The sequence below is a fragment of the Legionella rubrilucens genome, assembly GCF_001468125.1.
Classification (GTDB): Bacteria; Pseudomonadota; Gammaproteobacteria; order Legionellales; family Legionellaceae; genus Legionella_C; species Legionella_C rubrilucens.
On the sequence record NZ_LNYT01000020.1, the window covers coordinates 13,381 to 36,949 of the forward strand.

Sequence of the window (23,569 nt, forward strand, 5' to 3'; positions counted from 1 at the left end):
GCCAGCATGACGTATTATACTAAAGTTATTTCGAGCGATTAACAATCAGGCGTTTATGGAGATTTTGCTACCTATAGGTACAAAATAGTTGTGATGTGTGCTAATTATTAAATAATCTGTCTTTTTTGCTGCTTGTCACGCCTGGTTTTTGGCACGTCTTGGCGGTTGTAACCCCTACAGTAAAATAATCAGAATAAATCCCGCAACTTTCTGCTGCAAATCAGGATAAAATCCTGTACAATATGTGACAATTTTTTATCCATTTCAATTTTAGAAGAGTGCTATGGCTGATTTAAACCTTTACAGAAACATTGGTATCTTCGCTCACGTCGATGCTGGAAAAACCACGACTACCGAACGTATTCTCAAACTGACCGGTAGAATCCATAAAATGGGTGAGGTTCACGAGGGTGAATCAACAACCGACTTTATGGAGCAGGAAGCCGAGCGTGGTATTACCATCCAGTCCGCAGCGGTCAGTTGCTTCTGGAAAGGCACCCGCTTCAATATTATCGATACCCCGGGCCACGTTGACTTCACGGTTGAAGTGTATCGTTCACTGAAGGTACTCGATGGCGGTATCGGTGTATTCTGCGGTTCCGGCGGTGTTGAGCCTCAGTCAGAAACCAACTGGCGCTATGCGAACAATTCAAAAGTTGCCCGTTTGATTTTCGTCAACAAACTGGACCGTATCGGTGCAAACTTTCTGAAAGTCACCGAACAGATTAAAAAAGTCCTCGGTGCCAAGCCTTTAATCATGACATTGCCTATCGGTATTGAAGACAACTTCGTCGGTGTGGTCGACTTATTAACCCGTAAAGCCTACGTCTGGGATGAAACGGGCCAGCCAGAAAATTACAGCGTGACCGATGTGCCAGCCGACATGCAGGACGATGTTGAAGATTACCGTGCGCAATTGATTGAAACTGCGCTGGAGATGGACGACGAGTTGCTGATGGGTTATCTGGAGGGAGTCGAACCTTCGATAGAAGAAATCAAGCGTTGTATCCGTATTGGTACGCGTGAATTGGCCTTCTTCCCAACCTATTGCGGTTCAGCCTTTAAAAACAAAGGGATGCAGCTGCTGCTGGATGCAGTCGTTGACTATTTACCCGCTCCGCATGAAGTGAATCCCCAGCCTTTGACCAATGCTGAAGGCGAGCCAAACGGTGAGTTTGCTCTCGTTTCACCCGACGAACCTTTCCGCGCCCTGGCATTTAAAATCATGGATGACCGTTTCGGTGCCTTGACGTTCGTCCGTATTTATTCAGGAAAACTGAATAAAGGGGACACTATTCTTAACTCCTTTACCGGTAAGACAGAACGTGTCGGTCGTATGGTTGAGATGCAGGCCAATGAGCGTAATGAATTGCAAAGTGCGGAAGCAGGCGACATTATCGCTATCGTCGGTATGAAAAACGTTCGTACCGGACACACGCTTTGCGATCCGAATCACGAGTGTACACTGGAGGCGATGGTTTTCCCTGAGCCGGTTATTTCCATTGCCGTTGCGCCAAAAGACAAGGGTTCAACCGAAAAAATGAGTATTGCCATTGGTAAGATGGTTGCCGAAGATCCCACCTTCCGAGTCGAGACTGATGAAGATTCAGGTGAAACCATTCTTCGTGGTATGGGTGAGTTACACCTCGATATTAAAGTGGATATTTTAAAGCGTACTTACGACGTGGAATTGATTGTCGGTCAGCCCCAGGTGGCTTACCGTGAAACAATCACCAAATCCATTCAGGACAGTTATACCCATAAGAAACAATCCGGTGGTGCTGGTCAATACGGTAAGATTGATTACACGATTGAACCCGGCGAGCCGAACAGTGGATTCACTTTCCTTACTTCTGTTGTGGGTGGAAATGTGCCCAAAGAATTCTTCCCAGCCATTGAGAAGGGTTTTCGCTCCATGATGGACACCGGACCTTTAGCCGGTTTCCCTGTACTGGATGTGGTCATTAACCTCACTGATGGTGCTTACCATGCTGTCGACTCGTCAGCTATTGCATTTGAAATTGCGGCCAAAGGCGCGTTTCGTCAATCGATGCCAAAAGCGGGCCCACAGTTGCTGGAACCCATCATGAAGGTTGACGTTTACAGCACAGAAGAAGATGTGGGTAACGTGATTGGTGATTTGAACCGTCGTCGCGGTATGATTTCCGGTCAGGAACCAAGTGCTGCTGGTGTCCGCATCAAAGCCGATGTTCCCCTTTCAGAAATGTTTGGTTACATCAGCACCCTGCGTACCCTCACTTCCGGTCGTGGCCAATTCTCCATGGAATTCTCTCACTACGCGCCTTGCCCAACCAGCGTGGCTGAAGCAGTGATTGCCAAAGAGAAAGAAAAGAAAGCCGCATTGGCCAAATAAGCCTGCCGTTTGTTCTTAAAAGCCCTGTTCAGTTTATGCTGGCAGGGCTTTTTCATTTAACGGGTCATCCCATTAACAACGTCTATTGATTACCGTTTTTTCATCATCCTGATTGATCAGGCGATCAGATCGAAACGATCCGCATTCATCACTTTAGTCCAGGCGGCAATAAAGTCGCGCACAAATTTTTCCTTGTTATCGTCCTGTGCATAGACTTCCGCATAGGCACGGAGAATGGAATTGGAACCAAAAACCAGATCCACTCGCGTAGCTGTCCACTTCACAGTGCCTGTTTTACGCTCGCGAATCTCATATAAATGAGGTCCTGCGGGTTTCCAGATGTAGGCCATATCGGTCAAATTAACAAAAAAATCAGTGGTCAGAACCCCTTCGCGTTCGGTCAGAACACCGTGCCTGGTATTGTTATAATTCGTCCCTAACACCCGCATCCCGCCAATCAGTACCGTCATTTCAGGGGCCGTCAGGCCAAGGAGTTGGGTTTGATTGAGTAGACGCTCTTCGGGACGAGCCGGTGATTCATCCTTAAGCCAATTACGATAACCATCATGAAGGGGCTCCAGTGCAGCAAAAGACTCCACGTCCGTCATGGCGTCAGTGGCATCGCCGCGACCCGGAGCAAAAGGAACGGTAATATCAAAACCAGCCGCCCGGGCTGCCTGTTCAATCCCGACATTGCCAGCCAGAACAATCACATCAGCCACACTCGCACCGGTTTCTGCGGCAATTCTTTCAAGGATCTTAAGAACTTTTGCCAGGCGGGACGGTTCATTTCCTTCCCAGTCTTTTTGCGGCGCCAGGCGAATGCGTGCGCCGTTCGCGCCTCCCCTCTTATCGGAGCCTCGGAATGTTCGGGCACTGTCCCAGGCTGTAGAAACCATTTCGCCGATACTTAAAGCACTGGCCCTGATTTTTTCTTTAACGGCGGCAACATCATAATTTTTGTTACCTGCCGGAACAGGATCCTGCCAAATCAATTCCTCATCGGGCACATAAGGTCCGATGTAGCGTGCCTTTGGCCCCATGTCTCTATGGGTCAGTTTGAACCAGGCGCGCGCAAATACTTCTGAAAAATAAGCCGGATCCTTGTAAAATCGTTCGGCGATTTGACGATAAATGGGATCTTTCTTCATGGCCATGTCAGCATCGGTCATGATCGGATTGTGGCGGATGCCTGGGTCTGCCACATCGACGGGTTTGTCTTCTTCTTTAATGTTGATCGGCTCCCATTGCCAGGCGCCGGCAGGGCTTTTTTTCAGTTCCCAGTCATAGGTCAGGAGGAGATAAAAATAACCGTTATCCCATTGGGTGGGATGAGTTGTCCAGGCTCCTTCAAGACCACTGGTCACAGCATAACGACCGAGGCCGCCAAGCCAGCCAAGACCTTGATCGTCGATATTGGCGGCTTCAGGAGCAGGTCCTAAATGTTTGGGATCACCATTGCCATGGCATTTTCCCACCGTATGGCCACCTGCCGTTAACGCGACGGTCTCTTCGTCATTCATCGCCATGCGTTTGAAGGTTATACGGACATCCTGAGCGGTCCGCAGTGGATCGGGCTGCCCGCCAACCCCTTCAGGATTGACATAAATCAGCCCCATTTGCACTGCGGCCAGTGCATTTTCCAACGATTCGCGGTTGTCGTCAGCATAACGTTCAGTGCCCAGCCATTCTTTTTCTGAACCCCAATAAATGTACTTTTCGGGATGCCAGATGTCTTCACGGCCGAAACCAAAACCAAAGGTTTTAAGTCCCATGGATTCATAAGCGACGGTGCCGGCAAAGACGATCAAATCCGCCCAACTCAGCTTATTGCCGTATTTCCTTTTAATTGGCCATAATAATCGCCGCGCTTTATCCAGGTTCACGTTATCCGGCCAGGAGTTCAATGGTGCAAAACGCTGAGCGCCAGTACCCGCACCGCCTCGACCATCGGCGGTTCGATAGGAGCCGGCAGCATGCCAGGACATGCGAATCATAAGACCGCCATAATGACCCCAATCAGCAGGCCACCAGGTCTGACTGTCCGTCATCAATGCGATCAAATCCTTCTTGAGTTCCTCAAAATTCAGCTTTCTGACTTCCTCTCGGTAGTTAAAGTTTTCTCCCAGGGGATTGGTTTGCGTATCCTGGTGGTGCAGGATGTCGAAATTTAAATTGTCTGGCCACCAGTCGAAGCTTAAGTGGCCTGTCGACAAGGCACCATGCAAAGCAGGGCATTTTGAGGTGGTACTGATGTTTGTTGTATCCATAGGTATCTGCCGGTAATCCATTAATAATGTCATTGTTTTTAACTATATACTGAGAGGTCTTAGTGAAGCAATTCAGAGGTGGGAAGTCTTCACTGCACTGTCAATCAGCCGGGTTTTTTTGATGTGATGGTTTTGCTGGCAGGGGCTTCAGTCGATGGATTGTATTCGTAATCAGCAAAAGGGTCGTCCTCTTCCAGGGCTGTTTCAACAATGCCTTCCGCAAAAGGAATATTCATCTGGCTGTCTGTCCATGCTTCATGAGTATAGCTTGTGTATTTGCCAAGTTGCCTGTTGGAGGATGGGCAACGGTCAGTCGACGTTCTTATCCCTGTCTTTTTCAAACCACTTTCCAGCTCATTGATAATCTCTATCCATTGTGCTGCACGGATGTCCAGGTTAGGATTTCGATAAATGACAATTTCCCGGCCAATCATGTTTTTATTGTTGTACTTGTGCACGCGGTTTGCGTGAGCTGCAGTCATGATTTTTAATACCCCCAACCCATGGCGATTGGCTATCTCGGCAACGACAGGAAAGGCTTTTGAGAGATCGTCTTTGTGTATGGACACATTAAATTTCCAGTCGGATTCAAGTGGTTTAACGGGGGGATGGCAACGCTCATACTGTACCCAGCGTGTATCTCGTTCCATGGACTGAAACAGTTTAAGTTTGAAGTTGAGCTTATCGTATTTTTCATAGGTGTCGCATTCCATCTCTTCCTTCGACTCTTTAACATAGTAATTCATCACAATGTCTCGAAGGCTGCTGGGTTTAAAGAAAGAGTAGGTCATCTCAACGATACCGGAGAGTGCATTGGACATTCTATCCGACAAGGAAGAGGCAGTGTTATTGTTATCCATGGAAACGCTTTTTTCAGCGTTATTAAGAGCCGTCACTGCATCCAGAGCATTTTGTGAAAGAGGGTAGTCTCTGCTCAATAATTTCAGAGGCGCAAATAACTCGCTTTTCCATGAACTCCAATAATCCAATGCCAGCTTCTTATCCTGATTGAAAAGTCTGAAAAGATAGTTCAGGTAAATTTCCCTCAACATCAACAGATTTCGTTTTTGAATAATTTCTTTATCGGAATAAGGGGTGGACCCTGTCAACAGGCTGATGTCATTGAGCAAAGGTTGTAAATGACTGAGAATGGTTTTCACCGGCTTATTATTTAAATCAACTACTTCTTTCGGGTTTTCCCCGCGAATTTTGATTTCTTGCTCGACTAAACTGACAACTTTTTGCAATGACGCTGGATTCACGTCAATCGCTCTAAGCGGCGGCGTATTGTCTTTATGGTAGAAATAACATTGTCCATCCTCGCTAAAAATAAAAGCGCGGTGGACATGGCTTTCAATGGATTCCAGCAAATCAACCGGTTCAATTCCAGCAGATGCTTTAAGCAGGTGGGTAGCCGAATTATAACTTAGGCAGTCAGCCATTATCGGATGTAGAAATTCGAATAGTTTACCCGTGGTCATCATTAAAGAAGCGTCAGAGCCATCAACGTATTCTTTTTCGAAACTATCCAGCAGAGCCACGACCTCTTGCGATTGAACAATCGACCCTGTAAATACTGCAAGAAGAGGATTCGTGATTTGCAAATCGGTAAACGTGTTGATCCACATGTAATACTCATTCACAAACTCTTTGGGAAAACTCGCTTTGAACACTCTTTGAAGAGAGACTGGCGTTGCTATCGCTAATTGACTGCAGGGTTTTTCCAGGGCATACCGGAGGATGGAGCCTTCCTTTCCTTCTTTAAAATACTTTTCATACTCCTCTCGGGGCTTTAATGACAGAAGGCGAAGGTATTCGTGCCTTAGCAGCAGAAGACTCATTAAGTAATGGGGCTTTACGGATGCAAGCGCAGGATTAGACGGATTTATTTGATGTTGCCTGGTTATTGCAAAGAATAATTTTTCAATGTGAGCGAGCTTCTCATCGATAGACCATGATGGGTTATCGCTGATTTCTTTTTTAAAATCCGGGGTTTCGCCCTGATCGATGAAGGCTAATAATGGCAGTTGGTTAATAAATTGAGTGTAAGCACTTTTCAGGATGGGCTCCATCGCTTGATTAAGCTGTTTAACTATGTTTTTTCGTCGTTGGTTGACGTATTTGGTTTCCTGTTCCCTGGAGGGTTCGAAGCGAAATTTCTTTTTATGCCAATCCAAAAAGCCTTCTGGATCGACATCAAAATCCTTGGATTTCTGAAGCGTTTTGCTCATGGTATCGTACGATTGTGCCATGGCTATAATTTTAATGGGCATCGCATGCAAAGGTACCCAACTTATTTTATCCATGTGATCAAAGTGTGTGGTTCGTAAGCCTGCCAGAGTGGATATCGTGACCTTTTTTGTGGTTTTAAGCGACTGAACTTCCTCGTACTGGCTTGGCAGATAATCAAAAACATGATCGTATTTGCTCAATTCGCTAAGGGCTGCCAGGGTATAGATCGAGCAGTTGTAGGTGTCTTTTTGCAATTGGGACTGGCATGATTTGATTTCAAAAGATAATCCCCTCTTATTTAATTCTTTGTACAGGAGATCCAGGGCTTCGAAATGCTTGGGATCGGCAGCGGATTCAAAACAGAATATCCGGTAACTGCCGGAACGATCCCTTTCAACATCAAAGCCTATCGTGTGTCTACCATTTTTGTGGTAATACACATATTGTTTGCGTTCGCCCGGCGCCAGTTCGGATAGAATCCTGGCAAATTTCCTTGCAGTCGCTTCGGAGGCATAACTTGCACAACGGATGGCTATCAGTATTCCAGAGCGTCCCATTTTCTTTTGCCGGCGATTTTTAGCATTTAAAATCGGCAGGATATCGCTACTGTCCAGGGTGGCATTGAGATTCTGATATAATTTTTCAAGATCATGAAGCTTGACATAGTCGCGTGAAACAAAGTCTTTTTCCTCATAGGTTGCGATAGTCTTTTTCGTCTTCTGTTCGTGAAAATAGTCCGCTAACCGCTCATGGATTTTATGAATCAGCGTATCGGAGAGTTCCTGGGCATTAGCAGACTCCATTATTTTTTGTAATTGATACCTGAGAAATGAATTGAATTGTAACCAGTAAGCCAATTGGGTGACATCGTTGTTCATTATTAACCCGGCTAATTCAGCCTCGGGTTTTCCATTAAAGAGGGGTTTTTGTGCGTGGCAGGCAAGAATCAGTTGCGCGAGTTGAACCGTCGATCGCGGGTTAAAGACAGGCGTTGAACCAATGGCCTCTTCTTTTCCTGAACTCATAAGCATCATCAGCAGAAAATGACTGCATCAAGTATAGCAGGTGATCACGTCCAGAATGCCAAAAAAGAGGATTTTTTACGGATGCCTTGTTTTGAACGGTGTGTTGCTTTCCCTCCGGGGAGCGACCTTTAGGCCGTCTTTTATTATGGACTTGAAAACCGTACTATTTATTATGGCTTCTTACCCATGATGGCTATAAAAATTAATATCTATTCAAAGAAAGTTAAAAAATTTGTATTCGCCGGCATCGCCCTGGCTACCGTCCTGGTCATAGGGACAGTAGGCTATTGGTTCATCGGTCATGGAAACTATTCGGTGGTGGATTGTTTTTATATGACGTTCATTACCATAGCCACCATCGGTTACGGTGAAGTGATTGATTTGGATAATAACGCAGTGGGGCGGTTATTCACTGTTTTTGTCGCTCTTTCGGGAATAGGGGTTGCCACCTACATTATTACCAATCTGACTGCATTTATGGTGGATGTTGAAATTTCCGAAGTACTCATGAGAAAAAAAATGAATAAGCAAATTAAAAAACTCAAAAATCATTACATCGTGTGCGGGGTTGAAGGGGTGGGCTTTCACATCATTAAAGAGTTAGCCGAAACAAAGCGCACGAGCGTCATCATTGATGTCAATAGAGCACACATTGACAAATTAGTGGATGTTTTTCATGACCAGTTATTCATGGTGGGCGATGCCAGTGACAGTGATGTCTTAATGGCCTGCGGCATTAACGAGGCCTTGGGCCTTTTTGCCATTACGGGGGATGATAATGAAAACCTCGTTATCAGTCTGACGGCTAAACAGCTTAACCCTCACCTTCGGGTGGTGGCCAACTGCCATGATCTTAAGAATGCCGAGAAAATGAAAATGGCAGGTGCTGATGCGGTAGTGTCTCCCAGTTATATCGGCGGTATGCGCATGGCATCGGAAATGATCCGTTCTACAGCAGTGTCTTTTTTAGATACCATGCTCAGGGACAGAGAAAAAAATTTACGCGTTGAAGAATTCACCGTACCCGAGGCCTGGTTTGGCCACGCCATTGAAAGGTTGAATTTCAAACAATACCCCAGCTTACTGCTATTAGCCGTTAAAACAGAAGGGACCTGGATTTATAACCCCTCGCCTGCTTATGTGCTGAACGCCGGGGATACGTTGATTTTTATGATCACGCCGGAGGAGAGAGGGGAGTTGGAGGCGGTTTTAAAAACGGATTCGAACCATTAGCAAGGTGATTATGGAGTATGAACTGAATTTAAAATCAATCCCGTTGTTCAAGGGACCCTCTCTTTATTGTGTTACGTCTTAACCTCTTTAAGAAACCCGTTAAAGATAATGTTTGAGTTTTCCCTCCCATCCGTATACAATTGCACTGAAAATATTCATATTGAACAATCCCATTCAATCCCCATTTGCTCTCTACAGGACATCCCATGAGTTTTGCATCCTTAGGCTTAATTGAGCCTTTAACCAATGCCGTGAAGGTATTAGGCTATGACCAACCCTCCGCCATTCAGGCTAAAGCCATCCCTGAAATTTTGCTAGGAAACGATCTTTTAGCTTCCGCCCAGACAGGAACCGGTAAAACGGCCAGTTTTGTGTTACCCATTCTGCAAAAAACCAGCGTCAAATCGCGTGCCAGAAGTAACCGTACCAAAGTATTGATTTTAACACCCACCCGCGAATTGGCGGCGCAGGTTCATGAGAGCATTGTGCAATATGGCGCCAATCTGTCGTTGCGTTCTGCGGTAGTCTTTGGCGGAGTAAAAATCAATCCTCAGATGATGCGTTTGCGTGCAGGCGTTGAGCTTCTGGTGGCGACGCCCGGCCGCTTGCTGGACTTGCATCAGCAAAACGCCATTCACTTTGATGAAGTGGACACCCTGGTGCTCGATGAAGCCGACCGTATGCTGGATATGGGCTTTATTCACGATATCAAGCGAATCATTAAATTATTACCGGAAAAACGTCAGAATCTGCTCTTTTCAGCTACCTTTTCCGATGAAATTCGCAAGCTGGTCAAAGGCATTCTCAATCGCCCGGTGGAAATTGAAGTGGCTCCGAGAAACGTCACGGCAGATGCCGTGAAGCAGGTCGTTCATCCGGTGGATAAAGGGCGAAAAAGCGAGTTATTAGGCCATTTGATTCATAGTAAAAAGTGGGGGCAAACCATTGTATTTACCCGCACCAAACATGGCGCCAATAAATTGGTCAAGCAATTGCAGGCCTCCAACATTCATGCCCAGGCGATTCACGGTAATAAATCACAAGCCCAACGCACCAAAGTGCTGGCAGAATTCAAATCCGGTGAATTACACATCCTGGTAGCCACTGACATTGCGGCCCGCGGTCTGGACATCGACCAACTGCCCTGTGTGGTGAATTATGATTTACCGCAAGTGGCGGAAGATTATGTGCACCGTATCGGCAGAACAGGGCGAGCCGGTGCGTCGGGATTGGCGGTGTCTTTAGTCAGCGCCGATGAGATTAATCAACTCCAGGCTATCCAAAAATTAATTCAATGCAAACTGCAGCGTAAAGAGGTAGAAGGTTTTGAGCCAGAGCATCATTTACCCAACGAGGTGATCGCCAGGCCGCCCGTAAAAAAGCCTAATGCCCTCAAGCATCAAACCTTGGATGCCGGCGGCAGGCAGCCGCACTACCGTCAAGGTAAATCCCGAGCAGGGGCCAGGACCAGGGCTTGAATTGAATGGCTGTGAGCATTCATTGAGGTAGAGGTTTTATTTATCCTTTTTTAGGCAGGGCTAAAAACAACGAGCCGGCATGATTGATCGCATTGGCTTCCGCGCCGGCCTGGTCGCCTTCGCCTTTATAAACATCGACATGAGCACCCACAATAGCCCCTCCTGTATCCTGTGCCACACACCAGGAGGTTTTATTGTTGCAATGGTAAATAAAACTCATTCCCACCGGGATAACCTTGTGGTCTGTGGCACAGGAAGCATGAGGCGTCAGCGTAATGTTTTCAGAACCATAAGGGCCGCCTGCTTCTTTGGCAAAAAAGACATAGCTTTGGTCGCGGTTTCGCAAATTGTCGGCCTGATGAGGATTAAGGCTATCGAGGTATCGGCGAATCTGCTTTTCCGACGCGGCGCTTTGTTTGATTTTTTGTGACACATTACAGCGTAATTTCGCCTCATCATGGCATTTGGGATCCCTGGCGCAACGCTCGATGGTCTCCAAATTGCCGCCACAGGTGGGATCCTGAGCGCATTGGACGATGCGGCCAAGCATGGTACGCGGCCTGCCGTTGGCACCGGCGTAATTCACATGAAGGAATTGGCCATCGAGCACCAGGGAGCCAGAGCCTTCAACCATTAAAAAAGCCGGATCATTGGGATCTTTGACGTAGCCAATGATGTACTTTTTGTCCAGAGCGCCATGTTCAATTTCTTCTCGGTCGGGCACCACCGAATAGGTGCCGTTTTTATGTTTAAGACAAAATCCACGCGCCATGTTGGTCAGAGGATCGACGCCGCACAAGGGGCCTTTTAAGTGCAATCGTTTACTTTCCAGCACGGCATTGACTACACCCGGATTACCGTAGACTGGGTATAAAAAGGCACCACCCCGTTGACTGCGTGCTTCAATGGCCGCGGGCGCGTAGTAAGCGGTGAATTGGAACTCACCCTGCTTAAATCCGGCATGGTTTTCAGGCCAGCCTTCACTTTTATACCAGTCAAATTCCATTTTAAGCGCCGAAACATAGGTTTTAAAGTTGCCATGGGCCGCTTTTGCCAGCGCGAGCATTTTTTGATTGGTACGAAGGCACCAATCCTGTCGGTTAAGCTGCCGGCCGGCAATGGTTATTCTTTGGAATTCACCGCGGCTTTTTTGGCAGTTTTTAATCTGGTGATTCAAGGCGCTGATCACTTCATCCATATTGCCCACAAGGTTTGCGAAGGGGAGTTGCGAGGGGGGAATTTTATGGAATTTAAAGCGCAGAACACCGGGTTCCCTGGCCGCCATTTTTTGCCGGGTGGTGTAATCTGCAAACCGTCTGATATCCAGGCAGCGCTGGATGGCATCGGCTGGGAGTGCGGCGTCGGCGAGTAAGCTGAATGTCATCAAGGCAAGAAAAAAAACGGTTCGATGCATGGTGTCCTTTCGTCGGTTATTATTGGGTGTTGCCCAATCATTGACTTTGCGATGGGGCGATTATACCGGCTATTGCCGGGCCATTAAAGGAAAATAAAGCCAGCGGTTTAACCACTGCCTGAATGCAGGCAGTGGTTAAGTCTGCAATTAAAAACTGACGATCCACCGGGATGAAGGATTGATGGATTGCGGGTTGTTGGGGTTGCCAGCCGTGTAATGCTGACTCATCAGGCGGCTGGCTTTGCTATCAAATTGACTGCCCTGGATATGACTTTGCAGGCACTGAGCCACGCTCTTGCTGGGGCCTTGAGCACAAAAAGCCTTATCAAAATCATAATAGTTATTCATGGTACTGCTGTCAGCGCTTTTGCCTGTGAAGTTATACGTGACATAGTCCCTGATAAACCAGGGACTGTTTTTACTGTTTCTGCCGAATGTCATGGTTTTAAAAGAAGAGGCATTGCCATGATCCGTTCCTAACCCGGCTGAGTAGATGACCGGAATAATGGTGGTTTTGCCGGCATGGGTTATCTTAAAGGCGTGGATTTCATCAAAATGGGTATGCGCAGCCAGCATGCCGACAACAACATCCGGGTAGGCCTTAAGGGTGGATTTAAACGAATTCAAATAGCGGGTTTCCCATTGTTGCGGCGGTACATGCATAGCCAATACGATATTTTCATGGTTTGCCTGACTTGTTTTAATCTGGTCCGCTAACCAGGCGAGTTCGGCGGCGTCACCGTCGCGGGAAGGGGAGAACCCCGGCCTTGAAACAAACAAAACACTGTTTAACGACAACAGCTTAAGGTGATCGCCAAGGTACGCGCTGTAATACCCTTTGTCGGTATTTTCACCCGCCACGCAAGGGGTACCCTGAAAGGGGCATTTGACACCAGTGGAAAGGAATCCATCGTCCATGCCGTTAATGGCACCAAATAATTGGTAAGCAGACTGAGCCCCGCTCTGGAAAGGGCCGTAATCGCGCTGTGGCGAATCATTATTGCCAAAGACATAGAATAAGGGGGTCGGATTTAATTTTTCATAGTATTTTTCAAAGACCAGTTTCATGTCCGCCGTTGTGGTTTTTTGATGGTAGGCGTTATGGGCCGGTAAATCACCTAATAAAATAACCGCCTGGGCTTTGGCCGGATTGGCATCCATGTAGCCGCCGATTTTGGACATCAGCGTGCCATAACTTCGTTGATCCAATTCCTGAGAAACACCATGGGCTGGATTGATTGCGGAGGATTGGTGCAATTTAACATCGACGTGAGGGTCGGAAATGATCACAAGCCCCACTTCATCAGGCGTAGAGTGCACCATGCCGGATGCCAAAAGCAGGATGGTTGCTGTTGCACAACCCCCCCAATATTTTTTTAACCCATTCACTGTAATCGCTCCGTTAATCACAACGGTCGCAATAGTAACAAATTTGACCATAAATGGCCAATATTGATACAAATTTTACGGTTTTATTACAATTGTCGGGCGGGGCATCGACCGTCTTTCAGGTTATGCCTGAGCAGGCGGTTGTCAATAGCGGTTAATCGTTCATCCGGTAAAAATTCCATACTGAACCACCAGGATTGCGGTTTTTGAATGTCAGGCATTAAATGCATTTCAAATGGATACTGACCAGATTCATCGCCTTCCCGTGAACCTCTTTTTTCTAATAATCATCAGCTTGAAAAGCGGTGAGGATAACGCAAAGTAAGAACAGCATCCTGCCCCTCTTGTTGGTATAAACGCCGGCGTGCGATAATCAGCCGACGCACTCTTTTTTTCTGTAACTCATGCACGCATTAAACATGATTCTGGCCAGTGCTTCGCCAAGACGCCGTCATCTCCTGGAAGCTCACGGCTTCCGTGCGCGGGTCATGCCTGCTGACATAGAAGAAATACCGCAGCCGAATGAAGCGGCGAAAGCCTACGTGACTCGCCTGGCGAAAGAGAAGGCCGAGGCTGTTTTATCGCGGATAGCAATCCATGAAGCCGATCTGATTCTGGCGGCGGATACGACGGTGGCTTATCAGAACCATATTCTGGAAAAGCCCCGTGATGCAAACGATGCTTATACCATGCTGCAGAGGCTAAGCGGTAAAACGCACGAGGTTCATACGGGCTATGCCCTTGTTTTTCTACCCGCCAAACGCTGGATCGTTGACTGCGTAACCACCACCATTACATTTCATACCCTGACTGAAGAGCAAATACATCAGTACATTGATTCTGGTGATCCCTTCGATAAGGCAGGCGCGTATGGAATACAGACTGTGCGCGATACCTTCGTGAAAGAAATAAAAGGCTCTTATTACAATGTCATGGGGCTGCCCATCGAGGACATTCTGCAAAAAATGCCCTAGCCGCTCCCCAGAGTGTAATCGAATTGAAAATCAACTACCCAACGCCTCGATGACAGCCTGTTTCTGTTCCCCGCTTAAGGTGGTCAGTGGCAGTGTGGCCTGTCCTAATACGGAATACAACCGGTGCGAAACATCGGTTAATGCCAGCAGGTGATTGCTTATCGTCCCCGTATCGGCGCGTGTGATGGGGCCTGTCAGAGAAGAGCGCGGCGATTGAGTATGTTCTAAATTGGCCAGGGTGCCTTGCATTAAATTCAAAACGGCTCCCACCGCCACTGTCTCATTGATTCCCGCGTCTTTCAGGCAGGACAGGGCCTGGCTGAACAGCGTAACAAGGTAGTTTGAGGCGAAAACCCCGGCGGCATGATAAAGCGGCTTTTTGGTTTTATCGATGGCAAAGACAATGGCGCCTAAGGCTTGCAATGGCTCAGTAAGCCGCTCCACGGCAGGCAAATCCCCTTCCACTGCACAGTAAGTGCCGCCAAATTCCTGCACGCTGAGGGCGGGTTGGGCGAAGCTGCGCAAGGGGTGAATACTGGCAGTATAACAACCGTTTACCCGCACGGCATCGAGGGCATCACTGGTTAATGCGCCGCTGCAATGGACGACAATGCTGCCGGGTTTTAAGTCGCTTTGGCTTAAAGCGGCACAGGCTGTGGCAATACAGGAATCAGGGGTGGTGATGAAGGTTATGTCCGCCGGAGGCAGTTCTTCGATTGCAGGGCACCATTTTCCCTGACCAATGAATTGCAACGCCGCCCTGGCACTGGTTTCAGTTTGATTGCAGACAAAGCCTATCTTAATCCCTTGTTCTCTGGATAACAGCCAGGCCAGGGTTTGTCCCACACGGCCTGCTCCTATGATGTTGATTACCGCCATTTAAATCTCCGCATGGATGTTGCCAAATTGTATCTATTTTTTGCAGGTGAACTCAACGTGTTGAGATGATTTAGGTGTTGACGTGTGCAATAAAAATACATAATATGGTTTGAGTTCACAATTTTAAGCTCACATGGTTAATTTAAATACATGCAGAATGATGATGCGCAGCCTGGACACTGTCGTCGAGGTTGGTGCGGTCTTTTTGTGAAAAAGCGTTAAACAAGCAGTCCTCTCCAATACCGGTGTCCAGGTGGGTCGCGGTTCTTCCCAAAGCATCAGCGCTTAATTTCGTCTCGAAAATGCCAGTTCCTGCTCCAGGCGTGCTGAGCTTTTCTTGAGACACCAAGTGAGGTGACACCATGAAAGGAAAATTAAACTATCGATTTTCAGACACTGACAAGGGGTACGACTCTGCCATTGAAGAGGGCAGCGAGGAATACATAGCCCAGGGTCTAACCCCGTTTGGCTATACGGCCTACAGCCGTTTTTTTGGTTCGGAAAAAGTAGTCCGATTTGTGGTTAAACAGCCTAAACCGGTTTACTGGCGGGGCGATAAGGACGAATTGCATGACGAGAGACTGGTTACCAAATATTTATCCCGTTACGAGGCGGAGTTAGACAAGTGGAATCAGATTCACCCTGAGCATCCCGCTACACTGGCCGTCAATCAGGGTATCCGATTGATATTGCCCTTTCTGCCGGGAAAAACGCTGACTTCAATTTTGTATCAGTTTCCTTCCTATCTCAGTAAAGTAGGGGATCAGGTGGCCTATTGTAAAATTGCTCTGGCTGTTTTCAAGGAGGTCAGGCGTGTCCATGAACTGGGCTTTTATCATGGTGATTTTAAGTGCGATAATCTGTTAATCAATGAAAGTCATGAGGGAGTATATCGTGCTTATTTCATAGATTGTGATGGCCTGGCTTTAAGAAGCAGCTTAGGCGGTACCTGCCCTCCGGAGTGGCAGATCCTTAATCACCTTCTTGACCATTCAGGCGTGATTAAAAAACAGGAGGAGTCTGTTTTTCAGGATTATGTTCGATTAAAGACGATCGATCTTGCTCTTGCCACGACGAAAGTCATGGACAGCGAACTGGCAGCCATCCGGGATGAGCTCTCCCAAAATGGGCCCACCCTCCTTAACGTCAGAAGCACGGTTTCCGAGGGGTATTATTATTTTATTTATGGATTGCTGGAGGATGGAAAATGGGGATTTACACCGCTTGACAGGGAGATTGTCGATTCCGCCAAAATCACGTCGTTTTCCGGCAAACTGCAAGGCCCTGCGGCTAAAGCAATCGTTACCCAGATTGAGAAGCAGAAAGGGCATAGCAGCCTGGCGCTGGATTTGGCTATCCGACAGCTGGAATCGGCGATAGACGAGCTGGAACTCAATTTAAGCTTTGACCAGATAAGGCTGGCTTAACCGCGATAAAGCCTGCTCAACAACAGGGCAGGTTTAAGCCCATGCTGTCCGCAGGGCCCATGTCCGTCCCTTATTTTCGCCTATCGGGCGACGGGATGGTAGCCAGAGGATCACTTTTATTCTTATGCTCATCCACCGGTATAAAAAATCCGTAAGAATACCTTGACTCCCCGGTCGAGGGGTGTGTTTGGTCCAATGACAAAGAGGACTCTTCAGATGAGCCATCGTTTATCAGACACTCGTCATCGAGGTAATGACTGTCCCTGGTCAAAGACAAGAAGGATTGATCCGCCAGATAACCTGATTCGGGTGCTGTCTGTTTCTGCTCAGCAGGCTTATTGTTTGCAACAGCCTGGGATTTTAAAGATCGGCCAAAGTTCGATATCGTATTGCTAAAAACAGCAATGGGGGACGTCTTGGTAATGTCTCCCGAGTCAATGATGGATTCGGTTTTGTATTGGATGAGTTGACCTGTCTCGGGATACCGGGAATGATCTTCATAAACCAAAGCCTGATTCTGGGCAAGATGATGAAAAAAAGTAATTTCAGACGCCATTTCCTCATTGGTGGGTGTGTAATGCCCGCTTTCATTACTGAACAGGCATAATCGCCCCTGATCAAAAATCAGATGGCCGGCAGACAAGACCTTCTTGCCATTACTCAGATAGGAATGATGACCGACCTCCCCCTCTTTCGCCGCTAACAGGTGACCATCCAGAGTGCGCACATAAAGATAACGCCCATGAAGTGCTTTGGTCTTATCGTTGCAGTAACTGAAAACGCCGTGTTGGCATTCGAGTTTAAATAACAGTTGGGCAATAAAGGGTTGAAAATAGAGGGATTGCCAGCCAAGGCGTTGCAATGTCCGTTCGCTTTTTCGCTCTCTACGAAAGGCATTTTTTAATTTAATGCCTTGATGACTGCTGATAGGCATATTGAATAAAGATTGGTTAATATTGAATCATCTTAACCAGACTTTATTAAAAAAAAATTAAAGCATACACTCTTGCTAACAATTTTACAGTTTATTTTCAAAAAAACGCGTCAGGTCATGTTCTCATTGAGCAGTGACAAAACCTTTTCAGGCGGACGTCCAATCACCGCTTTGCCATGGTAGGTCACAATCGGGCGTTGCATCAGGACAGGCGCTTTGTGCATGGCGAGTAGTAGTTTTTCTTTATCGCTGAGGGACAAGCCCCATTCTTTAAAAATGGTTTCCCCACTGCGAACGAAATCTTTAAGCTCAAAATGAGCGCTTAGCTCGCGCAATTGATCAAGGCTTAATGGTTTTTTTAAGTACTCGATTATTACCGGTTTCAGGCCTTTGTCATGCAGCAGTTTTAATGTTTCCCGGGACTTGGAGCATCGGGGATTATGATAGATCGTGATCGTTTCCATGACATCGCTTTGTAGAAGATTTAAAAAATCATAACATGGTTGCTTCGTTTCAAAAAATAGGGTCTATACTTAACTGGTCAATAGTTGTGCATCCCCGAGTCTCCCGAATAGAACCATGCGCGCCTTTCTCGCTTTTTGGAGTGTTGTATTTATGGTAAAGAAAGCATTAACTCATATAGCCTTGATTCCAGATGGTAACGGCCGTTGGGCCAGTATTCGTCAATTGCCGCGAGAATATGGACATGACGCGGGTTACAGGACGGCGCTTAGCATAATACGGCATTGCGTAACAATGAAAATTCCTTATGTCAGTCTCTTCGTGCTGAGTTATTACAACATCAATAAACGCCCGCCCAACGAGTTAAATAATGTGTACAGGCATCTTTGCAGTCTTTTTAAAGACAGCGAGATTGATCTGTTTCATCGCTTAAACTGCGTTTTCAGGCCTGTTGGCGATTTTTCCTGCCTTGCAGATTGCCCCGAGCTGATTGACGCCATCGACTACACTCTTCGCAAAACCCGAAACAATACCGGGACCATCATCAATGTGGCGGTGGCTTACGCCGGGAGTACTGATATTGCTGACAGTATTTATGAGCTTTATCGTCGTAATGGCAATCACTTACCCGAAAAAAGGGAGGATTTAATGAGGGGAATCACTCAATATTCCCATCTGAATTCACCGCCGGTGGATTTATGCATTCGTTTGGGAGGAGAAAAACGGTTAAGCGACTTTTGTCTCTGGCATCTGTTACAGGCGGAACTGGAATTTTTAGACACACTCTGGCCTGATTTTACCACGGACCAGCTGGATGCCTGTATTAAAAATTATTACCGCCGCGATCGCCGTTTCGGTGAGGCGTCATCAGCCAGAATCATCCGAAAGCTTGCCAAAGAGCGGCGGCCTCAGTCAAATCGATGCTCAAACATCAGGAGCGATAAGTAGAGCTTGGCGCTTCAGTGCCATACTCCGGCAAGGGATCACGCTCAAGCGAGGCGGGGGTTAATACGCTGACGCAGAGCTTTACCTCGTCACGGAATTGATTGTTGACATCGCCATTGAGGTAATTTAATTGGTCAACGCCGGCCCATCCTTTTACGGATTGCATAAAATCTTCGCGTTCATCCAGCTCAATAAAGACCTGCCGATCCGGGTCAATGAGGTAAGCATCCTCTTCATCCCGATAAATAAGGTAAGCATGATCGATGTCCTCGGATTCAAGACTCACCATCATTAATTCACCGGGTTTTAATTTTCTGATTTCTTCAAAAAAAGCAGTAGGATCTTTGGAACGTTTGTCGTCACTGCCATGACGGCTGTGCACGAATTGTTCAATTGGATCATGACCATCCTGGCAGGATGGGATTTCCTTGGGTTCAGCCCCTTCAAGCAATACCCGTGCGCCTTCAATGGCACACCATTGGCAATTGCCGGTGTTTTTAGGCACACCATTCGCATCTATGGGGTTAATTTTTTTAAGTTTTTGTAATAACTCGTCTTTCATAGCGGCCTCACTCCAATGTCCTTTTTAAGTATAGGCTTAAAAAAGCACTGATTATGATGTGAGGGGGAGAAAGATGAGCAACGCGTTATTCAATAAGGAGGAATTAAGAGACAATGCCCAGTTGTACAACTGGGCACTTCAGGTTTAATTGTGCGCGTTTTTAAGGTAATGTGCTTCGCTAAGGTCGTCTTCTCTTGATGGGTTCGTATTCCCATAAACCGGACTTTTGGTGCTTTTCATTAACTCTGACAATGTAGGGGAAGAAGGATTGGGATTGATCTCATCCGTCCCAAGATTCTGGGTTTTCTGGGGTGTTGGTTTGACTGATACCTGTTCACCGTCTGTTTTATCCGTGAACACAGGAGCCAGTGGATTAACCGATGGTTGTACAGCATCTGACTTTGTCTCTCCGGGTTTATCAGAGTCTGGAAAGTCCAGTTTGTACTTATTATCATCCTGTTTATTGTGATTAACGGCCAGATAAATCAATGCAGCGGTAATCGCCAGGGCAAGCAGTACGCCTACACCAACAGGGAGTATGGTGGACATGATGGTGCCGAACATCACGGCGGGCAGCAGAGTACTGACACCGGTTAATGTAGCGAAGGCTACCAATGAAACCACGGCCAGGATGGGGACGTATTTGAATCCAATGACGTTGCGATCACTGTTCGCAAGCCAGGCTGCTTTTTCTTCAACCGTATTCGACATTTCCTTAAGCCCATCTATCTGATAGTCGTTCAAGCCTTCTCGGAAGACGTCCCATGGGTGATTGGCAAATTGATACTCATCAGCCCCCGCCATATAAATTTTCTTTTTTCGTCTCGCGACTACATCGGCAATGATAACAACCAGGGGGATGACAATGGCCATAACCGGCAGTACGAATAAGGCGGTTGGCACAAAAAAACCCGCAATAAGCGCGGTAACAAAAAATAAAATAGCGGCAGGAAAGGCCAGGGGAGCTACCGCGGCGATACCCCAGGCAATGCCTTGTGCCGCCGGTTTATTGGATTCAATCATGCTGTGTTGTTGCCGCTGATGCCCGAGCATGAAATAAGGCAGGTTGCTTTTAGCCCCTAGCAGATCATTAAGAATGCCATATCCCATGGCCATTAAAAAAACCATCCCACCGGCAAAAAAAGCGCTGGCAATGACGGTTAATACCAAGGGTGCGGCAAAAAAGCTTAAAGCGGCAAAGCCTAAAATGGCGAGGATGGAGAGAATGGAAACAATAATTCCAATTTCAGAGAACCTCTCAATCCACTTTTGTCAATCTGTCCTATCATGATTTTCTTCGCAAAACTATGGAGTGAAGCTATTCTATTGAGGAATAGTTAAGGAATCCTTAAGAAAGCATTCATATTGATTAAAAATCAATCATTTTGTGGAAAATGTTAAGTGTGCTAGTGAACAGCATAAGGACAACGATAATGAGTTATGCCTGCCCTTTTGGCCCCAGACTCCAGGTGTACTGGGAGAGGCGATATGATTTTTTTCATCGCTTTGATGAGGGCATTCAGTTCGATGCCGAAGGGTTGCATACGGTGATGCCAGAACAGGCTGCCCTGGCTCAGGCACAGCTGTTTCATGGGGCTGATTGTGTTCTCGATGGCTTTTGCGGCGTTGGCGGGGCAGCGATTGCCCTGGCGCGTCTGGGCAAAAAAGTCATTGCCGTCGAGCTGGATGCCCATCGACTTAATATGGCCAGGCATAACGCCCGAATTTATGGAGTCGATGAGGCAATTACCTTTGTGCACGGGGATTTTTTTGAAGTGGCGCGCCAATACAGCGCGGATGCCCTGCTGGTTGATCCACCCTGGGGATGGCCCAGGTACCGTCCAGTGGATCGCTTTTTGTTAGAGCATTTTGAGCCGCACGGCAAAAAAGTACTTGATTTTGCCTTGTCCCGCTGTAATCAGGTCATTTTGCGGGCCCCTGTCCATTTTGATACGACCGAATTGGAGCTCTTTGGTGTCAATTACCAGTCTTACGATAACCTCCTGCACGAACGGGTGATTTCAAAATCGATCCTTCTCTATCAAAAGTCATTAAAAGGGTAAAGGCCCAATTCAGAAACCGTATTTTTTCAACGACTCGTCCCTGTCGGCTGAAGGGGTGCTATCCAGCACGGTGTTGGCGTTGGCAAGCACGGACTCGACCTTAAGGCTTGAAATGGGCGCTGCCGCGACTACTTTTTTGCGTTCGGCCATATCGGCGAGATAAACCTTGATGGGCATCTTTTTAAGGCGCCATTCCGCTTCGGTATCGCCGAAAGCGAGGTCATAAATGTGTTGGTCGACGTGATTGTAAATTAACATATGAGTCACTTCTTTGGCGTCGGGCGCCTGACTTTCAAAGAGGATCTGGCTTTCTGTCAGTGCCGCCCACTCATCGCTGCTGCTGATTGCTTTTCTGCTTTCAAAACCAAGCAGATCATGAAGCAGGCCTAAGTTGTCTTTGACAGCACAGGCGCTAAAGACAGTTTGTAAGTCAGATTCGTTGATAATGCCGACGGTGCCCAGGGCATAGGCTACAAACTGTTCACAATTCATCACGGAGTTATGGCTATGCAATTGCATAAGTGCCCTGAAGCGGTCATCCGGGTTGCTTCGCGGTGAAAGGTAGGTCATGAGGGCTGAATAAACCATTTTTAGAGTTTCTTTGCGCTGCTGTATCTCCCCCTGCTGGTTATAGTGGGCGCTGACGTTTGCTTTTTCCGCTTTTTTGAAAAAGCGGTTGTTTAAGGCATTGCTTCTGGCCACACTTAAATTGGGTTCTGTGCGGGGATTGGAGGCCCAAAGATAATGGCCGGTCTGCGTCTGAAGAAAAGTTGACAGGACTCTATCCCGTCCTTGCGGGTAATCATAAACGTTCGAGTAGCCATAATGCTCCTGACGGCCGAAATGATTATTCAATCCGTTTCTTATGCTTACTTTCCACGCGGCTTTGAGTGCACTTTCCCAGTTACTGAAATAATAGCGGCTGCGGTTGTTGGCGGCCATAGAACCCAAGATGGATACCAGGAGGTTCAGATCGCCATATTGTTGCATGATTGCTTTCGGAATTTTGGAATAGGGTTGGTACTGGCCACCCTTGCTGCTGTAGATGAATAACATAATTTCCTCATCCAGGGGATATTGTTCATTTTAAGCGCTGAAAATTAAGGTTTTATGAACCCGGTTTTTTGCGGGGGCCGAGCAGAGGACGCTGCCTGGCACGTTCCGCCCAGGCGTCAATCGCACTGGGACTCAGGAACATCAGATCGCCGTCGATGTCCTGTTGATTTTCTAAAAACAACTGATCAAAAATGGTTTGTTGAAGCGGCATAAACCCCAGCTTGAAATAGAATCGCCCTGATTTGCGGGCAGAATAAAGACAAATACGGCCTTCGCAGCCTAAAATCTGGCTTTGTTCAAAAATGGCCTGAATCAGAATGGTTCCAAGCGAATAATCCCCCTGCATCCTCGATTCAATGGCATTCAGAACGATAACGGACTCTGTACCATACGCACACGCCAAACACTCGGATTGATCGAGGACATTAAAATGCGCATGCGCGGCTACTGTCTGTTCAGGTGTAATAAGAAAATAGTAATGCATATTAGGAAACTGCTGGGAACGGATGTGGTAAAGGGTGAGATTAAGGGGGCTTCCTGTCGCCTGGTGTTTGGGGGCAATAGTGAGCTGGTTGATGGGGGTGTAATCAAAATGGTTTTGGGGAGGTAGGGGAGAGTGGTCATGATGCTTAAGCGGGTGAAGAATGATTTCATACATGTTTTTGGCAAGTGGCTCACACAACTCCAGCCGTCTTGAGCCATCAGTACCCGGCAAACAGGTTAAAATATTCTGGGGTAATTGTTTAACCTGACACGCCAGATGCCGCTCATTCACATGCGAAAAATTCATCCTGGTTAACGCATTACGCATTATTTTTCCCTGACTGCCAAGGGCGCCCATTTCAATTATAG

General features: G+C 47.1%; 19 protein-coding genes. 7 read left to right on the top strand and 12 right to left on the bottom strand.

Annotation, left to right across the window (positions count from 1 at the left end; all coding sequences use genetic code 11):
* Nucleotides 1–283: 283 nt before the first annotated feature.
* Nucleotides 284–2,374 (top strand): elongation factor G, encoded by a 2,091-nt coding sequence (fusA, locus tag Lrub_RS07830; protein ID WP_058531637.1) that lies wholly within the window; start codon nucleotides 284–286, stop codon nucleotides 2,372–2,374.
* A gap of 116 nt (nucleotides 2,375–2,490) precedes the next feature.
* Here fusA and katG read toward each other — a convergent pair whose 3' ends face one another.
* A complete protein-coding gene (gene katG / locus Lrub_RS07835) occupies nucleotides 2,491–4,644 on the bottom strand; it encodes a catalase/peroxidase HPI (protein WP_058532250.1) in 2,154 nt (717 codons plus the stop codon).
* A 104-nt stretch (nucleotides 4,645–4,748) separates the two neighbouring features.
* A complete protein-coding gene (locus tag Lrub_RS07840) occupies nucleotides 4,749–7,901 on the bottom strand; it encodes a YopJ family acetyltransferase (protein WP_058531638.1) in 3,153 nt (1,050 codons plus the stop codon).
* 186 nt (nucleotides 7,902–8,087) lie between these two features.
* Here Lrub_RS07840 and Lrub_RS07845 point away from each other — a divergent pair, with 186 nt between their 5' ends.
* Nucleotides 8,088–9,134 carry a potassium channel family protein gene (locus Lrub_RS07845; protein ID WP_202813750.1) on the top strand — a complete coding sequence of 349 codons (1,047 nt, stop codon included), beginning with the start codon at nucleotides 8,088–8,090 and terminating at the stop codon, nucleotides 9,132–9,134.
* Nucleotides 9,135–9,340: 206 nt separating this feature from the next.
* A complete protein-coding gene (locus Lrub_RS07850) occupies nucleotides 9,341–10,612 on the top strand; it encodes a DEAD/DEAH box helicase (protein ID WP_058531639.1) in 1,272 nt (423 codons plus the stop codon).
* A 40-nt stretch (nucleotides 10,613–10,652) separates the two neighbouring features.
* Here the strand turns inward: Lrub_RS07850 and Lrub_RS07855 are convergent, their stop codons facing one another.
* From Lrub_RS07855 to Lrub_RS15195, 3 genes are all read right to left on the bottom strand, one after another.
* Nucleotides 10,653–12,026: an MltA domain-containing protein gene (locus Lrub_RS07855; protein WP_058531640.1), complete on the bottom strand. Its 1,374-nt coding sequence runs from the start codon at nucleotides 12,024–12,026 to the stop codon at nucleotides 10,653–10,655.
* A 147-nt stretch (nucleotides 12,027–12,173) separates the two neighbouring features.
* The gene (locus Lrub_RS07860) at nucleotides 12,174–13,466 is read right to left on the bottom strand and encodes a metallophosphoesterase family protein (RefSeq protein WP_082651475.1); all 1,293 of its coding nucleotides are present in this window, start codon (nucleotides 13,464–13,466) and stop codon (nucleotides 12,174–12,176) included.
* Nucleotides 13,467–13,501: 35 nt separating this feature from the next.
* On the bottom strand, nucleotides 13,502–13,636 hold the full coding sequence (locus Lrub_RS15195) for a hypothetical protein (protein ID WP_272946953.1): 135 nt from the start codon (nucleotides 13,634–13,636) through the stop codon (nucleotides 13,502–13,504).
* A gap of 183 nt (nucleotides 13,637–13,819) precedes the next feature.
* Between Lrub_RS15195 and Lrub_RS07865 the strand changes: the two genes are divergently transcribed.
* A complete protein-coding gene (locus tag Lrub_RS07865) occupies nucleotides 13,820–14,389 on the top strand; it encodes a Maf family protein (protein ID WP_058531641.1) in 570 nt (189 codons plus the stop codon).
* A 30-nt stretch (nucleotides 14,390–14,419) separates the two neighbouring features.
* On the opposite strand, the gene Lrub_RS07870 is transcribed toward Lrub_RS07865, so the two are convergent.
* Nucleotides 14,420–15,268 carry a Rossmann-like and DUF2520 domain-containing protein gene (locus tag Lrub_RS07870; protein ID WP_058531642.1) on the bottom strand — a complete coding sequence of 283 codons (849 nt, stop codon included), beginning with the start codon at nucleotides 15,266–15,268 and terminating at the stop codon, nucleotides 14,420–14,422.
* A gap of 362 nt (nucleotides 15,269–15,630) precedes the next feature.
* Here Lrub_RS07870 and Lrub_RS15300 point away from each other — a divergent pair, with 362 nt between their 5' ends.
* Nucleotides 15,631–16,695: a BUD32 family EKC/KEOPS complex subunit gene (locus Lrub_RS15300; protein ID WP_058531643.1), complete on the top strand. Its 1,065-nt coding sequence runs from the start codon at nucleotides 15,631–15,633 to the stop codon at nucleotides 16,693–16,695.
* 70 nt (nucleotides 16,696–16,765) lie between these two features.
* Here Lrub_RS15300 and Lrub_RS07880 read toward each other — a convergent pair whose 3' ends face one another.
* Together Lrub_RS07880 and arsC are read right to left on the bottom strand one after the other, a co-directional pair.
* Nucleotides 16,766–17,629: a hypothetical protein gene (locus Lrub_RS07880; protein ID WP_058531644.1), complete on the bottom strand. Its 864-nt coding sequence runs from the start codon at nucleotides 17,627–17,629 to the stop codon at nucleotides 16,766–16,768.
* Between the two features lie 110 nt (nucleotides 17,630–17,739).
* Nucleotides 17,740–18,093, bottom strand: coding sequence for an arsenate reductase (glutaredoxin) (gene arsC / locus Lrub_RS07885; protein WP_058531645.1), 354 nt, complete (start codon nucleotides 18,091–18,093; stop codon nucleotides 17,740–17,742).
* Between the two features lie 151 nt (nucleotides 18,094–18,244).
* Between arsC and uppS the strand changes: the two genes are divergently transcribed.
* Nucleotides 18,245–19,039, top strand: coding sequence for a polyprenyl diphosphate synthase (gene uppS / locus Lrub_RS07890; RefSeq protein ID WP_162263134.1), 795 nt, complete (start codon nucleotides 18,245–18,247; stop codon nucleotides 19,037–19,039).
* Here uppS and Lrub_RS07895 read toward each other — a convergent pair.
* Together Lrub_RS07895 and Lrub_RS07900 are read right to left on the bottom strand one after the other, a co-directional pair.
* Nucleotides 19,023–19,598 carry a hypothetical protein gene (locus tag Lrub_RS07895; RefSeq protein WP_058531647.1) on the bottom strand — a complete coding sequence of 192 codons (576 nt, stop codon included), beginning with the start codon at nucleotides 19,596–19,598 and terminating at the stop codon, nucleotides 19,023–19,025. The genes uppS and Lrub_RS07895 overlap by 17 nt on opposite strands.
* A 144-nt stretch (nucleotides 19,599–19,742) precedes the next feature.
* Entirely contained in the window at nucleotides 19,743–20,768 is a 1,026-nt protein-coding gene (locus tag Lrub_RS07900; RefSeq protein ID WP_133134127.1) for an ABC transporter ATP-binding protein, read from the bottom strand.
* Nucleotides 20,769–21,031: 263 nt separating this feature from the next.
* Here Lrub_RS07900 and Lrub_RS07910 point away from each other — a divergent pair, with 263 nt between their 5' ends.
* Nucleotides 21,032–21,661, top strand: a complete 630-nt coding sequence (locus tag Lrub_RS07910; RefSeq protein WP_058531650.1) for a methyltransferase domain-containing protein — start codon at nucleotides 21,032–21,034, stop codon at nucleotides 21,659–21,661.
* Nucleotides 21,662–21,670: 9 nt separating this feature from the next.
* Here the strand turns inward: Lrub_RS07910 and Lrub_RS07915 are convergent, their stop codons facing one another.
* On the bottom strand, nucleotides 21,671–22,717 hold the full coding sequence (locus Lrub_RS07915) for a hypothetical protein (protein ID WP_058531651.1): 1,047 nt from the start codon (nucleotides 22,715–22,717) through the stop codon (nucleotides 21,671–21,673).
* A gap of 52 nt (nucleotides 22,718–22,769) precedes the next feature.
* The gene (locus tag Lrub_RS07920) at nucleotides 22,770–23,558 is read right to left on the bottom strand and encodes a hypothetical protein (protein ID WP_058531652.1); all 789 of its coding nucleotides are present in this window, start codon (nucleotides 23,556–23,558) and stop codon (nucleotides 22,770–22,772) included.
* Nucleotides 23,559–23,569: the final 11 nt, after the last annotated feature.

Bases quoted from the DNA above. Each gene is read 5' to 3' on its own strand.
- Lrub_RS07915 (WP_058531651.1), bottom strand. From the start codon at position 22,717: ATGTTATTCATCTACAGCAGCAAGGGTGGCCAGTACCAACCCTATTCC.
- Lrub_RS15300 (WP_058531643.1), top strand. From the start codon at position 15,631: ATGAAAGGAAAATTAAACTATCGATTTTCAGACACTGACAAGGGGTAC.
- Lrub_RS15195 (WP_272946953.1), bottom strand. From the start codon at position 13,636: ATGCCTGACATTCAAAAACCGCAATCCTGGTGGTTCAGTATGGAATTT.
- Lrub_RS07910 (WP_058531650.1), top strand. From the start codon at position 21,032: ATGAGTTATGCCTGCCCTTTTGGCCCCAGACTCCAGGTGTACTGGGAG.
- Lrub_RS07860 (WP_082651475.1), bottom strand. From the start codon at position 13,466: ATGGTCAAATTTGTTACTATTGCGACCGTTGTGATTAACGGAGCGATT.
- arsC (WP_058531645.1), bottom strand. From the start codon at position 18,093: ATGGAAACGATCACGATCTATCATAATCCCCGATGCTCCAAGTCCCGG.
- uppS (WP_162263134.1), top strand. From the start codon at position 18,245: ATGGTAAAGAAAGCATTAACTCATATAGCCTTGATTCCAGATGGTAAC.
- Lrub_RS07855 (WP_058531640.1), bottom strand. From the start codon at position 12,026: ATGCATCGAACCGTTTTTTTTCTTGCCTTGATGACATTCAGCTTACTC.
- Lrub_RS07920 (WP_058531652.1), bottom strand. From the start codon at position 23,558: ATGGGCGCCCTTGGCAGTCAGGGAAAAATAATGCGTAATGCGTTAACC.
- Lrub_RS07865 (WP_058531641.1), top strand. From the start codon at position 13,820: ATGCACGCATTAAACATGATTCTGGCCAGTGCTTCGCCAAGACGCCGT.
- katG (WP_058532250.1), bottom strand. From the start codon at position 4,644: ATGGATACAACAAACATCAGTACCACCTCAAAATGCCCTGCTTTGCAT.
- Lrub_RS07840 (WP_058531638.1), bottom strand. From the start codon at position 7,901: ATGAGTTCAGGAAAAGAAGAGGCCATTGGTTCAACGCCTGTCTTTAAC.
- Lrub_RS07895 (WP_058531647.1), bottom strand. From the start codon at position 19,598: ATGAAAGACGAGTTATTACAAAAACTTAAAAAAATTAACCCCATAGAT.
- fusA (WP_058531637.1), top strand. From the start codon at position 284: ATGGCTGATTTAAACCTTTACAGAAACATTGGTATCTTCGCTCACGTC.
- Lrub_RS07845 (WP_202813750.1), top strand. From the start codon at position 8,088: ATGATGGCTATAAAAATTAATATCTATTCAAAGAAAGTTAAAAAATTT.
- Lrub_RS07870 (WP_058531642.1), bottom strand. From the start codon at position 15,268: ATGGCGGTAATCAACATCATAGGAGCAGGCCGTGTGGGACAAACCCTG.
- Lrub_RS07850 (WP_058531639.1), top strand. From the start codon at position 9,341: ATGAGTTTTGCATCCTTAGGCTTAATTGAGCCTTTAACCAATGCCGTG.
- Lrub_RS07880 (WP_058531644.1), bottom strand. From the start codon at position 17,629: ATGCCTATCAGCAGTCATCAAGGCATTAAATTAAAAAATGCCTTTCGT.